Origin of the sequence: Microbacterium sp. LWH11-1.2 (assembly GCF_038397745.1) — a bacterium.
In the GTDB taxonomy this organism is placed as follows: Bacteria; Actinomycetota; Actinomycetes; order Actinomycetales; family Microbacteriaceae; genus Microbacterium.
In genome coordinates, this window is record NZ_CP151636.1 from 1,318,631 (window position 1) to 1,331,230 (window position 12,600).

Genomic DNA, 12,600 nt, shown 5'->3' on the forward strand with positions numbered 1-12,600 from the left:
ATCCCTTCAGTACTTCTGCCGGAACGCGCGGCGGATCACGAGGATGCCGACGACGCCGACGACGAACAGCACCACGGCGACGGCCTGGCTGTATCCGACCTTCGACTGGTTGAAGGCGAAGTCGTAGACGAGGAACGACAGGGTGGCGGTGGCGTTGCCGGGGCCGCCCTTGGTGAGCAGCAGCACGACGGCGGCGGAGGAGAACAGTGTCCAGAGGAACTGCAGCATCGTGACGACGCCGACGAACTCCCGGCACATCGGCCAGGCGATGCTCCACATGCGGCGGAAGTGGCCGCACCCGTCGATCTCGGCGGCTTCGAAGACCGAGGCGTCGATGGAGTTGAGTCGCGCGGCGAGCATGATCGCGGACACCGACATGCTGCACCAGATGGTGACGATGATGATCGACAGCATCGCGCTGTCGCCGTTCGCGAGCCACGGGCGGGCTAACTGCTCGAGACCGAGGATCTCGAGGAAGCCGTTGATCATGCCCTTCGGCGCGAAGACGCCGATGAACACCATGGCGAGGGCGGATGCCGAGAGCAGCACGGGCGTGAACATGAGGGCGCGGACGAACCGGTGGCCGCGGGGCTTCAGGTTCAGGTAGTACGCGATCATGAACGCACCCACGACCACGATCGGCAGGGTGACGACGAGCTGGAGGATCGTGTTGCCGGTCGCCAGCCACACGACCGGGTCGCCGGCCAGGCGGACGAAGTTCTCGAATCCGGCGGGGGTGCGCGGGGCGATGAGCCCTCGCCAGTTCACGGTGGAGAAGTAGAAGAGGCTGACGAGGGGGCCGATCGTGAAGACGAGGAACCACAGCAGCGCGGGGAGCGTTGCCGACAGCTGCAGCATCTCGCTCCGTCGGCGGGATCTGCGGCGCCGAAGCGCGACGACGTCGGGGGACAGGGCGGTCATGGATGCTCCAGCAGTCGGGAGGGCGGTCCGGCGGATGCGCCGGACCGCCCCGGCGGTCTTACTTCGCGGCGGCGTAGATGTCGTCGACGGTCTGGCAGATCGTCGCGGCATCCGTGCCGGGGGTGAAGGCGACCGAGGTCGCGCGGTACATCGGGTTGGAGACGTCGGCCGGCACGTAGATGTCGGGCATCACGGGGAAGTCCACGGCCTCGGGCAGCTCGGTCAGCGACTGGGCGAGCAGCGGAGAGGTGACGCCGGACGTGTCGCCGCCGAAGTCGGCCACCGGGATCACGCCGCCCTCGTCGAGGATGCCCTTGAGCACGTCGTTGCCGTACATGTAGGTGATGAGCTGCTCGACCGCGTCGATCTTCTCCTCGCCGTTGGGGCTGATCCACCACCCGGCGGACGTCGAGCCGCGGTAGGCGAGGGGCTTGTCGAACGGCGCGCCGTCGGCGACCGGGAGTCCGCCGAGCACCGTGGCAGCGGCGAGCTCGTCCGAGGCGGACGGATACGCCCACGACCCGATCGGAGCGATGGCGGCCTGTCCGTCCATGTACGCGGCCTGCGCCTGGTCTGCCGTGTATCCCTCGACGCCGTCGACGAAGACGCCTGCGTCGCGGAGCTCGACGAGCAGTTCGATGCCCTTCATGGCCTCGGGGTTGTCACACGTACCGCCCTCCGCGTAGACCTGCTTGGCCTCGTCGGTCGACATGTACATCTCGAGGAACTGCAGGAAGATCTTCTGCCCTGACCAGTCGATACCGCCCAGCGCGACCGGGGCGATGCCGGCGGCGCGCAGCTTCTTCGTCGCGTCGATGAGCTCGTCGGTCGTGGTGGGGACGCTTTCGACACCGGCGTGAGTCAGCAGGTCGGTGTTGTACCACCACGGCCACGTGAACCCGGAGTACGGGAAGGCGCGGACGTTGTCCTCGGCATCCGTCCAGTCCACGAGCGCGTCCTCGGGGATCCGGTCGGCGATGCCCCATTCCTCGATGTAGTCGTTCACGGGCACCACGGCGCCGTTGATCGCCCAGTCGAGCTGCTTCTCGAGGAGCCCGACCAGCAGCACGTCGGCCTCTTCGCCGGCGAGAAGCGAGGTCTCGTAGACCTGGTTCAGGTTGTCGCCGGATTCGAGCACCTTGACCTCGATGCCGGTCTCCTCGGTGAACGCCTCGAAGGCGGCGAACAGCGGCTTGTTCTGCGCCTGGCTCGCCGTCCAGTTCGTCTGGACGACGATCTGGTTCGGGTCGCTGGCGGGCTGGCTGCTCGCGCAGGCCCCGAGGCTCACGGCGAGCACGACGGCACTGGCTCCGGCCAGGGGGATGGACACGCGCTTCTGCACGAGAGACCTCCTTGTCGGCCGGTCGGATACCGGCGATTCCCTGAATGGTACTGTCTCGGACTCTAAGTGGTCAATACTGGTATGTAAAAGACCTCTAACTAAATACGACGACGCCCTTCACGAAGTCGGCAGGACGCTCCTCCATCAGCTCATACGCCCGATCCACGTCTTCGAGGGCGAAGGTGTGGGTGATGAGCGGCAGGTAGCTGAAGCGGCCGTCGGCGATCATCGCGAGGCCCTCGCGCATCGCACGGACCGTGCGCGGGCGCTCGGGGGAGAAGCCGTTCACGAGCGTCGCGCCCTTGTACCAGAGCTCCATGTCCATCGGCGCGTCGCCGGCGTGGTGGTACCCGACGATGCACACGGTGCCGTACGGGCGCACGAGCGAGGACGTGGTCCGCAGCGCGGCGGTCACCCCCGTGGCCTCGACGACGACGTCCATGCGCTGCTCGCGCCGGCCGGATGATGAGACGAACTCACCCGGCAGGTCATCGGGGTGATAGGCCTCATGCGCGCCGAGCGCCAGGGCGCGTGCGCGCGCGGCCGGATTCGGGTCGACGGCCACCAGCAGTCCCGGCAGGCGGGTCGCGGCCAGCTGGACGAGGCCGAGACCCATGAAGCCGAGCCCCACGACCGCGACGCGATCACCCGGACGGATGCGGCTGCGGGACAGCGCCTCCTCGAGGTCGGCGAGTGGCTCTCCGATCACATGCTGCGGCGCGAACCCCGCCGGCACGCGCAGGATCGAATCGGCGTCGAGCGCGACCCGGGTGGCGAAGCCGTCGCCGCCGAGACCGGTCACGACCTCGCCCACCTGCCAGCGTCCGGCGGGGTCGCCGACCGCGCTGATCCGGCCGACGGTCTCGTGGCCGAGCCGTACCGGCTTCTCCGGCGTTCCGTGCTCGCGCCATGGCGTGCGATCGGACGTGCAGACGCCGCATGCCAGCACGTCGATCACCACCTGGGAGGGCGTCGGGATCGGATCGGGCGCCTCGACGATCTCGGACCGGCGCGGACCGACTACCTGGCTGATGAGCATGGAATTCTCCTCCGGCGGGTGACTGCGGACCACTCACCGGCTTGTCTCAATTGGACAGCAAGTGGTTGCACTCATCATAGAAGCGTATTAGCTTGGCCCTCAGTGGTATTTCAATGGACTACTACAAACGCTCGAAGGAGAGGCCATAGTGTACCAGTTCCCCCTGACGGACGGGCCGCGATGACGGCGGCCCTCACCGCTGCCGTTCTCGGCGCGGGTGCGCAGGGAGCAGTTCACGCCTTCGGCCTCTCCCGCATCCCCGGGATGCGCATCGTCGCGATCAGCGACGTCGATCCGGATGCCGCCGCGTCTCTCGCGGCCCGCCACGACGCCCGGGCGTACACCGATCTCGAAGCCCTGCTGGCCGACCACCGCGTGGACCTGCTGAGCATCTGCGCGCCGGCTGCCGTGCACCGCGCCGTCGTCGACGCCGCGATCGCGCACGGGGTGCGCGCGATCCACTGCGAGAAGCCGATGGCCCTCACGTACGGCGACGCACGCCATCTGGTCGCGGCGACCGCGGACGCGGGCGTCGCCCTGACCGTCAATCACCAGCGACGCTTCGACCGCATGCACCGCGAGGTGCGGGAACTCGTGCAGGACGGCGTGATCGGAGCGCTCACCGGCGCGCAGGGCTACTGCGCGAACCTCTTCGACTGGGGATCCCACACGCTCGACCTGATCCGGCTGCACCTCGGGGACCCGCGGGCGGTCTCGGTGCTCGCGCAGATCGACGTCGCCGCCCGCAAGCGCGTCTACGGGGCGCTGACCGAGACGGCCGGCATCGTCAAGGTGCGCTTCGACAGCGGCACCGATGCGATCATCGCGACCGGACGCGATGAGCGCCTGCACGCGCTCGGCGACAACGGGATCGTGCTGCAGGGCACGCGGGGACGCGTCGACATCTTCGGCGGGCGCGCGCTCGTGCACGCCGACGGCCGCGAGCCCCGCGAGATCGCGGAATCCGTCGACCCCGCCTTCGCGATCGAGCTCGGCGGCGTCGACGCCACGATCATCGAGCAGACCGCCCTCGCTCTCGCCGACCTCGCCCGCTGTCTGACGACGGGCGAAGAGCCCGTGCTGCACGCCCACCACGGACTCGCTGCTGCGGAGATCATCTTCGCCGCCTACGAGTCGAGCGTGCGCCGCGGCACCGTGCGGCTGCCGCTGGACGTGTTCGACAACCCGCTCCAGCGCGGGCTCGACCAGGGGCTCTGGACGCCCGCCGGCGAGATCGTTTCGACCTACTGACGTGAGAGAGATGGAAGCGATGAGAGAGGCCGTGGCATGAGAGTGCTCCTGCGGCGAGGACTGTTCTATCTGATCACCGCCTTCGCGGCGATCACGATCAACTTCTTCCTCCCCCGAATGATGCCGGGCGACCCGATCGAGCGGATGCTCACGCGGTTCCAGGGAAAGCTGAGCCCCGAGGCGGTGTACGCGCTCCGGCAGCTGTTCGGCCAGGGGGACGCCAACCTGTGGAACCAGTACTGGGAGTACTGGGGCAACATCTTCACCGGCAACCTCGGGGTGTCGATCAGCGCGTACCCCGCGCCCGTGTCGACGATGATCCTGCAGGGGCTGCCCTGGACGCTGTCGCTCATCGGCATCTGCACCGTGCTGAGCTTCGTGATCGGCGTCGGGCTCGGCATGCTCGTCGGCTGGCGCCGCGGCTCGTGGATGGACGGTCTCGTGCCGGCCACCACCTTCATCTCGTCGATCCCCTACTTCTGGTTCGGGCTGATCATGGTCTACGTCTTCGCCGTGCTGCTGCGATGGTTCCCGCTGTCGGGCGGATATGAGCCAGGGCTGATGCCGGGGTTCAACCTGGAGTTCATCGGGAGCGTCATCTCCTACGGGATGCTGCCGGCGATCACGATCATCGTGTCGTCGATCGGCGGCTGGCTCCTCGGGATGCGCAACATGATGGTCACCACCCTCAGCGAGGACTACGTGCTCCTCGCGCAGGCCAAGGGTCTCAAGACCCGGCGGGTGATGAGCACCTACGCCGGACGCAACGCGGTGCTGCCCTCGCTCGCGAGCTTCGCGATGTCGCTCGGCTTCCTCGTCGGCGGATCGATCGTCACCGAGGTCGTCTTCAACTACCCGGGACTCGGCTACACGCTGTTCCAGGCGGTCCAGCAGCAGGACTACCCGCTGATGCAGGGCATCTTCCTCGTGATCACCATCACCGTACTGGTGGCGAACCTCGTCGCGGACTTCGCCTACGTGATGCTCGATCCCCGCACCCGTCAGGAGGCCCGCCGATGACGACCCCGCTCACCGCCACCCTCGCCGCGCCTCAGCCCGCTCCCAAGAAGGGGCGCAACCTCGACTGGCTGCACGGACTCCGCTCCGCCAAGATCATCGTCGGCGGCACCGTCTTCCTGCTTTTCGTGCTCGTCGCGATCTTCGGGCCGATGGTCGTCACGACCGACCCGAGCGCCGTCAGCACCGAGGTGCTGCTGCCGCCGTCGCCCGAGCACTGGCTCGGCACGACGCACACCGGTCAGGATCTGTTCGCGCAGATGGTCTACGGCACCCGCATCTCGATGTTCGTCGGTGTGGTCTCCGCCTTCTTCGCCACGGCGCTGTCGCTCATCGTCGGCCTCACAGCGGGGTACGTGGGCGGGCTCGGCGACGAGCTGCTCTCGGTGCTCTCGAACATCTTCCTCGTGATCCCGGGCCTGCCGCTGGTGGTCATCCTCGCCGGATATCTGCCGAGCACGGGCTCGATCGGCATCATCATCGTGATCTCGATCACCGGCTGGGCCTGGGGTGCCCGCGTGCTGCGGGCGCAGACGCTGTCGCTCCGCAACCGTGACTTCGTCGAGGCCGCGCGCGTCGCCGGCGACCGCACCTTCCGCATCATCTGGAGCGAGATCCTTCCGAACATGCTCGCGATCGTGGCGTCGTCGTTCCTCGCGACCGTGACCGGCGGCATCCTGACCCAGGCGGGTCTCGCCTTCCTCGGCATGACGGACGTGACCGAATGGTCGTGGGGCGGCATCCTCTACTGGGCGCAGAACAGCTCGGCGCTCCTGTTCGGCGCGTGGTGGTGGTTCGTGCCCCCGGGGCTCGCGATCGCCGTCGTCGGAACCGCTCTCGCCCTGGTGAACTTCGGCATCGATGAGTTCGTCAACCCGCGTCTGCGGGCGGCGGGCCTCGGCACGAAGGCCGGAACCAAGACGCAGTTCAAGCGTCCCCGTCAGCCGCTGCTGAACCTCCGCAAGCCGCGTCGCGACCTCGACGAGGACACCGCCTTCGTCGCGGGCGAAGCCGTGCTGCAGATCTCCCATCTGTCGGTCGAGTACCAGACGCGCGACGGGGCCTTCCGTGCCGTCGACGACGTCAGCCTGACCCTGCACCGCGGCGAGATCGTCGGTCTCGCGGGCGAGTCGGGATCGGGCAAGACGACCCTCGCCTACGCCGTGACACGTCTGCTGCGCCCGCCGGCCGTCATCGCGGGCGGCGAGATCATGTACACCGGCCGCGACGGCGAGCAGATCGACGTGCTCGGTCTCGACGACCGGGAGCTGAAGGCGTTCCGGTGGTCCGAGATCGCGATGGTGCTGCAGTCCGCGATGAACGCGCTCAACCCGGTCATCTCGGTCGGCGACCAGATCGAGGACATCTTCATCGACCACGATCTGGGCCTGAGCCGGGAGGAGCGCCGCCGGCGCGCGGGCGATCTGCTGCGCACGGTCGGCATCGACCCGATCCGGCTCGCCAGCTATCCGCATCAGCTCAGCGGCGGCATGCGGCAGCGCGTGATGATCGCGATGGCACTCTCACTCAAGCCGCGCGTCATCATCATGGACGAGCCCACGACGGCGCTCGACGTGATCGTGCAGCGCAGCATCATCGACGAGATCGCGCGCCTGCGCCACGATTTCGGCTTCGCGGTGCTGTTCATCACGCACGACCTGGGCCTGCTGCTCGAGATCAGCGACCGCGTCGGCGTGATGCGCAAGGGGCGTCTGGTCGAGGAGAACACTCCCGAGGAGCTGCTCGCGAACGCCGAGCACGACTACACCCGACACCTGCTGCGGTCGTTCCCCAGCCTCCGCGGCGACGCGCCGCTGTCGGGAGGCGGTCGTTACATCGCGGAGGACGGCGAGACCGCCTCCGAGGAAGTGGGAGCACGATGACCACCCTGCATGCGGTGAACCTCACCAAGGACTACCACCTCGGTCGTCGCGGCAGCACGCTGCGCGCGGTGGACGGGGTATCGCTCACCGTTCGTCCTGGCGAGACCGTGGCGCTGGTCGGCGAGTCCGGAAGCGGCAAGTCGACCATGGCGAAGATGATCCTGCGCATCACCGACCCCTCGTCGGGAGAGCTCCGGCTCGACGACGAGGTCGTCCCGCGCGGGCAGCAGGGCGTCCGCGCCTATCGCTCCCGTGTGCAGATGGTGTTCCAGGATCCGTTCGCCTCACTCAACCCGCTGCGCACCGTGCGGCACCACCTGCGCCGCCCGCTGCGGGTGCACCGCATCGTGCGCGGCGCGAAGGAGGAGCAGACCGAGCTCGAGCGGCTCCTCGACTCGGTGAACCTGTCGTCGGAGTACCTCGACAAGTTCCCGCACGAGCTCTCGGGCGGTCAGCGTCAGCGCGTGGCCATCGCCAGGGCGCTCGCGCCCCGCCCCGAGGTGCTCATCGCCGACGAGCCGGTCTCGATGCTCGACGTGTCGATCCGGATGGAGATCCTCGAACTGCTCGACGCCCTCAAGCTCGAGCGCAACCTCGCGGTCCTCTACATCACGCACGACCTCGCGACGGCGCGGCACTTCTCCAGTCAGATCGTCGTCATGCGCAACGGGCGCGTCGTCGAGCGCGGGCCGAGCGGCGACGTGATCGCGGCGCCGATCCACCCGTACACGCAGCTCCTGGTCCGAGCCGCGCCCGACCCGCGCTCGGAGCCGTTCGTCGTCGACGTCGACCGGCGACTTCGCCACCCGGAGGTGCTCGTGAGCGAGACCGACCCGACGGTGGCGGATGCCGCGGACGGCATCCACTGGGCCCGGGAGTGGGACGACGACGAGAGCGTCGCCCGGCTCCTCACCGAGAACCGCATCGAGGGGAAGGAGGGCACAGGCGTGCTCTGACGAGCACCTCCGCAGTTCCTTCATGTCCCCCGCAGTGTCCTCGCAGTCTCAATGAAAGGAAGTCGGCATGCCCATGCGCACGTCGAAACGAGCGGCCATCGCCACCCTGGCGGTCGCCGCCCTCATCACCGGCCTCGCCGCCTGCGCCCCCAGCGGCGCATCGAACTCCGGGGGAGGCGACACGATCCTCACGGTCGGCCGCTCGTCCGCCTCCGTGCAGCAGGTCTTCAACCCCTACCTGCCCACCACCGCGTACCAGCTCGGTTCCGAGGGCATGATCTACGAGCCCCTCGTGCAGGTCAACACCACCAAGGCCGGTGACTTCAAGCCGTGGCTGGCGACCGAGTGGGAGTGGAACACCGAGGGCACCGAGCTCTCGCTCCAGCTCCGCGACGGCGTGAAATGGACAGACGGCGAGGACTTCACGAGTGAGGATGTGGTCTACAGCTACCAGCTCATCAAGGACCACCCGGAGCTGAACCTCACCGGCATCCAGTTCGACACGATCACCGCGCCCGATGAGCACTCCGTCGTGCTGACGTTCGCCACCCCGTCGGCGAACTTCTTCGACAAGATCATCTACCTGAGCATCGTGCCCGAGCACGTGTACGGCGAGGTCGACGACGTCGCCGGGTACGCCGACGACAAGCCGGTCGGCACGGGTCCGTTCATGCTCGACACGTTCACGCCGGAGAGCTACACGCTCACGAAGAACCCCGACTACTGGCAGAAGGGCAAGCCCGCGATCGACGGCCTGCGCTTCGTCCCGTACAAGGACAACACGGCGGTCTCGCAGGCCATGGTGCAGGGCGACGTCGACTGGTGCAGCTGCTACATGGCGAACGTCGAGGAGACGTTCCTCTCCCGCAGCGACGACTTCCACATCCTGTGGTCGGTCGTCGGCGCCGACGGTCTCATCACGAACAACCAGAGCTTCCCGTTCAACGAGCGCGAGATCCGCGAGGCCGCCAGCCTTGCGATCGACCGCCAGCAGGTGGCCGACGTCGCCAACCGACCGGCGGCGACCTGGAAGGGCGGCCTCCCGCTGCCCGTGTTCGAGGATGCCATCGCGCCCGGCCTCGAGGACGAGGTGTACGAGTACGACGTCGACGGTGCGAAGAAGATCCTCGAGGGGCTCGGCTTCACGATGGGCTCCGACGGGTACTACGAGCGCGACGGCCAGCAGCTGGCCTTCGAGATCACGATCCCGCAGGCGTTCACCGAGCAGGTCGCGGCCGCCCAGATCATCCAGTCGAACCTCAAGGAGGCCGGCTTCAAGGTCGACGTCAACGGCGTCGCCGTCGAGGCGATCAACGGCATCACCAGCAAGGGCGAGTTCCAGGCCACGATCGGCTACCCGATCGCGACGCAGATCCTCGCGGTGAACCTGTACGACTCGTGGATGAACCCCGCCTACTCGCTGCCGATCGGCGAGGCCATCCCGACGTACCAGAACATCCAGCGCACCGAGGACCCGGAGATCGCGCAGTACTTCGCCGACTACTTCGCCGCGACCACCGACGACGAGCGCACCGCCGCCGTCACGGGTCTGGAGGAGCAGTTCATCGAGGAGATGCCATGGCTCGTCCTCTCGTACTACCAGGCCTACGCCGGGTGGAGCGAGAAGAAAGCCACCGGCTGGCCCGAGGAGAACGACCCGTACTGGGGCGCTTTCGTCAACCCGGTCGTCGCGCTGGAGCTCCAGCCCAAGTGACCGAGTAGACCTTCGACGGGCTCAGGACCGCACGGTTCCTGAGCCCGTCGAACGGCCCACTCACCAACCCGAGGAGAACCCATGTCCACCCGCGCCCTCGTCGTCGTCGGCGGCGACGACACCCACCACGACCTCCTGGGCGCTGCCGACGTCCTCACCCGCATCGGTGCCGGAGCCGGGTTCGCCACGGCACCGGCTGTCGGCATGCAGCGTTTCGCGAACGCCCGGCCCGAGACGGCGGATGCCGACGTCTACGTGCTCTACGACTCCGGCGCCTCGTTCCCCGGCGCGCAGCAGGCCGCGCTCGCCGCGGCGGTCGCGGCGGGCAAGGGACTCGTCGCCCTGCACATGTCGAACGTGATGAGCGACCCGCAGGGTACCGATCGGGCGTTCTTCGAGCTGCTCGGCAACCACTACCTGTCGCACGGCCCCGGACACCACGAGGGCCGGCATCGGATCGAGATCGTGGCGCAGCATCCGATCACGGACGGCGTCGAGGACTTCGAGCTCTTCGACGAGTACTACGAGTTCGCGTTCGCCGATGAGGATCATCTCGTGCTCGCCGAGCGCACCAGGGAGGACGGGGTGCGGATCCCCGTCCTGTACGTGCGGGAGGTCGGCGAAGGGCGCGTGGTCTATCTCGCCCTCGGGCACGACATGCGCGCGTGGGGTGAGCCGCCGTTCCGCCGGCTCGTCACTCAGGCGATCCGCTGGGCGGGACGCGCATGAGCGCCGCACTGCCCGGCGCCGCCGTCATGCTGTACACCGTCGACGCACTGCTCGACGACGACTTCGAGGGCGTGCTCGAGCGCATCGCCGCCCTCGGCTATCAGGGCGTCGAGACCTACGGCCTGCATGGTCGCTCGGCCGCAGACGTGAAGCGGATGCTGGATCGCACGGGTCTCGCCGTCGTGAGCTCGCACGCGCCGTTCCCCTTCGGGCCGGAAGCCCCGCGCATCCTCGACGAATACGCCGAGCTGGGTGCCCCCAACCTCGCCTGGAGCATGGAGGCCGAGGAGTTCGACAGCCTCGACCTCATCGAGCGGGGCCTCGAACGCGTCAACGGCGGCGTCGAGTCGGCGAGGGCCTACGGCATGACCGTCGCGTATCACAATCATCACGCCGAGTTCCGGAACGTGATCGACGGCCGGAGCGCCTACGACCTGCTGCTCGAACACCTGCATCCCGACGCCCGGGTCGAGTTCGACATGTACTGGGCGGCGGTCGGCGGGGCGTCGCCGGCGGAGGTCGTGCGGTCGATCGGCCCCCGATTGAGATACGTGCACGTCAAGGACGGCCCGGCCCTGACCTACGGCGGCGACACGCTCGTGCCGATCGGGCAGGGAACGGTCGACGTGCTGGGCGCGCTGCGCGAGCCGTCGACGCTCGAGTGGCACATCGTCGAGCTGGAGAAGCTCGACCTCGACCCGTTCGACGCCCTGGCCGAGTCGTATCGCTACCTCACCGGGCACGGCGTGACGGCGGGTGCCCGATGAGCGCCCTGCGTGTGCTGTTCCTTGGCGGCGCCGGCATGATCGGCTCCGCGGTCGCGCGCGAGGCGGTGCAGCAGGGGATCGATCTCACGGTCGTGACCCGCGGCGAGCACCGGCGCGCGCTGCCCCCGGAGGTGCGCGGCATCCGCGCCGACGTTCGTGATGCGGCGGCACTCGACGATGCGCTCGGCGACGCCGAGTACGACGTCGTCGTGAACTGGGTCGGCTTCGCGCCGGCGGACGTGCTGCCCGACGTCGACCGTTTCGCCGGCCGCACCGGCCAGTACGTGTTCGTCAGCACCTGCTCCGTCTTCGGACGCCCGGTGCCCCAGCTGCCGATCACGGAATCCAGCCCGCGCCGGCATCCGGTCTTCGGATACGCCCGCGAGAAGCTGGCCTCAGAGCTCGCCCTCGAAGACGCCTACCGCGAGCGCGGTCTGCCGTTGACGATCGTGCGGCCCATGCACACCTACGACGAGACGACCATGATCTTCCCTGTCAGCTGGACGGCGATCGAGCGGATGCGGCGGGGCGAGGCGTCGGTCGTGCACGGCGACGGCACCTCGCTCTGGACGCTCACGCACTCGAGCGACGTCGCGCGCGCACTCGTACCGCTGCTCGGCAACGATCATGCGATCGGGGAGAGCGTGAACCTGGTGAGCGGCGACGTCCTCACCTGGGACCAGATCCACACGGCGCTCGCCCGGGCCGCCGGTGTCCGCGATCCGCGGCTCGCGCACTTCTCCAGCGAATCGATCGGCCGGGAGATCCCCGGCTGGGCAGAGGTGCTCCAGGAGGACTTCCGGCACTCGATCCTCTTCGACACCACCAAGTTGCGGCGCCTCGTGCCCGGGTACCACCCGCAGGTCTCGTTCTCGGAAGGCGCTCGCCGCATCGTCGCCTGGCATGAGGCGGATGCCGCGCGGCGGGCCTTCGACGACGACCTCTCAGCCGCGTTCGACCGCCTGATCCGGAACGGATGAC

At 68.3% G+C, this 12,600-nt stretch carries 11 protein-coding genes; 8 read left to right on the plus strand and 3 right to left on the minus strand.

Features of this window, described 5'->3' with window-relative positions; translation table 11 throughout:
- Nucleotides 1-6: 6 nt before the first annotated feature.
- The 3 genes from MRBLWH11_RS06275 to MRBLWH11_RS06285 form a co-directional block, all read right to left on the minus strand.
- Nucleotides 7-921 carry a sugar ABC transporter permease gene (locus MRBLWH11_RS06275; RefSeq protein WP_341947165.1) on the minus strand — a complete coding sequence of 305 codons (915 nt, stop codon included), beginning with the start codon at nucleotides 919-921 and terminating at the stop codon, nucleotides 7-9.
- A gap of 58 nt (nucleotides 922-979) precedes the next feature.
- On the minus strand, nucleotides 980-2,263 hold the full coding sequence (locus MRBLWH11_RS06280) for an ABC transporter substrate-binding protein (protein ID WP_341947166.1): 1,284 nt from the start codon (nucleotides 2,261-2,263) through the stop codon (nucleotides 980-982).
- Between the two features lie 94 nt (nucleotides 2,264-2,357).
- A complete protein-coding gene (locus MRBLWH11_RS06285; RefSeq protein WP_341947167.1) occupies nucleotides 2,358-3,302 on the minus strand; it encodes an alcohol dehydrogenase catalytic domain-containing protein in 945 nt (314 codons plus the stop codon).
- A 180-nt stretch (nucleotides 3,303-3,482) separates the two neighbouring features.
- On the opposite strand from MRBLWH11_RS06285, the gene MRBLWH11_RS06290 reads away from it, so the two are divergent.
- The 8 genes from MRBLWH11_RS06290 to MRBLWH11_RS06325 all read left to right on the plus strand — a co-directional run bounded on the left by MRBLWH11_RS06290 (nucleotide 3,483) and on the right by MRBLWH11_RS06325 (nucleotide 12,599).
- Nucleotides 3,483-4,553, plus strand: a complete 1,071-nt coding sequence (locus tag MRBLWH11_RS06290) for a Gfo/Idh/MocA family oxidoreductase (RefSeq protein ID WP_116633592.1) — start codon at nucleotides 3,483-3,485, stop codon at nucleotides 4,551-4,553.
- A 36-nt stretch (nucleotides 4,554-4,589) separates the two neighbouring features.
- A complete protein-coding gene (locus MRBLWH11_RS06295) occupies nucleotides 4,590-5,573 on the plus strand; it encodes an ABC transporter permease (RefSeq protein ID WP_116633593.1) in 984 nt (327 codons plus the stop codon).
- Entirely contained in the window at nucleotides 5,570-7,453 is a 1,884-nt protein-coding gene (locus tag MRBLWH11_RS06300; RefSeq protein WP_341947168.1) for a dipeptide/oligopeptide/nickel ABC transporter permease/ATP-binding protein, read from the plus strand. Before MRBLWH11_RS06295 ends, MRBLWH11_RS06300 begins: the two co-directional genes overlap by 4 nt.
- A complete protein-coding gene (locus MRBLWH11_RS06305; protein ID WP_341947169.1) occupies nucleotides 7,450-8,409 on the plus strand; it encodes an ATP-binding cassette domain-containing protein in 960 nt (319 codons plus the stop codon). Before MRBLWH11_RS06300 ends, MRBLWH11_RS06305 begins: the two co-directional genes overlap by 4 nt.
- Nucleotides 8,410-8,476: 67 nt before the next feature.
- Nucleotides 8,477-10,123 (plus strand): ABC transporter substrate-binding protein, encoded by a 1,647-nt coding sequence (locus MRBLWH11_RS06310; protein ID WP_116633596.1) that lies wholly within the window; start codon nucleotides 8,477-8,479, stop codon nucleotides 10,121-10,123.
- An 81-nt stretch (nucleotides 10,124-10,204) separates the two neighbouring features.
- The gene (locus tag MRBLWH11_RS06315) at nucleotides 10,205-10,852 is read left to right on the plus strand and encodes a ThuA domain-containing protein (protein WP_341947170.1); all 648 of its coding nucleotides are present in this window, start codon (nucleotides 10,205-10,207) and stop codon (nucleotides 10,850-10,852) included.
- Entirely contained in the window at nucleotides 10,849-11,619 is a 771-nt protein-coding gene (locus MRBLWH11_RS06320) for a sugar phosphate isomerase/epimerase (protein ID WP_243408757.1), read from the plus strand. Before MRBLWH11_RS06315 ends, MRBLWH11_RS06320 begins: the two co-directional genes overlap by 4 nt.
- A complete protein-coding gene (locus MRBLWH11_RS06325; protein WP_341947171.1) occupies nucleotides 11,616-12,599 on the plus strand; it encodes an NAD-dependent epimerase/dehydratase family protein in 984 nt (327 codons plus the stop codon). Before MRBLWH11_RS06320 ends, MRBLWH11_RS06325 begins: the two co-directional genes overlap by 4 nt.
- Nucleotide 12,600 lies beyond the last annotated feature (1 nt).

Bases quoted from the DNA above. Each gene is read 5' to 3' on its own strand.
- MRBLWH11_RS06275 (WP_341947165.1), bottom strand. From the start codon at position 921: ATGACCGCCCTGTCCCCCGACGTCGTCGCGCTTCGGCGCCGCAGATCC.
- MRBLWH11_RS06285 (WP_341947167.1), bottom strand. From the start codon at position 3,302: ATGCTCATCAGCCAGGTAGTCGGTCCGCGCCGGTCCGAGATCGTCGAG.
- MRBLWH11_RS06290 (WP_116633592.1), top strand. From the start codon at position 3,483: ATGACGGCGGCCCTCACCGCTGCCGTTCTCGGCGCGGGTGCGCAGGGA.
- MRBLWH11_RS06295 (WP_116633593.1), top strand. From the start codon at position 4,590: ATGAGAGTGCTCCTGCGGCGAGGACTGTTCTATCTGATCACCGCCTTC.
- MRBLWH11_RS06300 (WP_341947168.1), top strand. From the start codon at position 5,570: ATGACGACCCCGCTCACCGCCACCCTCGCCGCGCCTCAGCCCGCTCCC.
- MRBLWH11_RS06305 (WP_341947169.1), top strand. From the start codon at position 7,450: ATGACCACCCTGCATGCGGTGAACCTCACCAAGGACTACCACCTCGGT.
- MRBLWH11_RS06310 (WP_116633596.1), top strand. From the start codon at position 8,477: ATGCCCATGCGCACGTCGAAACGAGCGGCCATCGCCACCCTGGCGGTC.
- MRBLWH11_RS06315 (WP_341947170.1), top strand. From the start codon at position 10,205: ATGTCCACCCGCGCCCTCGTCGTCGTCGGCGGCGACGACACCCACCAC.
- MRBLWH11_RS06320 (WP_243408757.1), top strand. From the start codon at position 10,849: ATGAGCGCCGCACTGCCCGGCGCCGCCGTCATGCTGTACACCGTCGAC.
- MRBLWH11_RS06325 (WP_341947171.1), top strand. From the start codon at position 11,616: ATGAGCGCCCTGCGTGTGCTGTTCCTTGGCGGCGCCGGCATGATCGGC.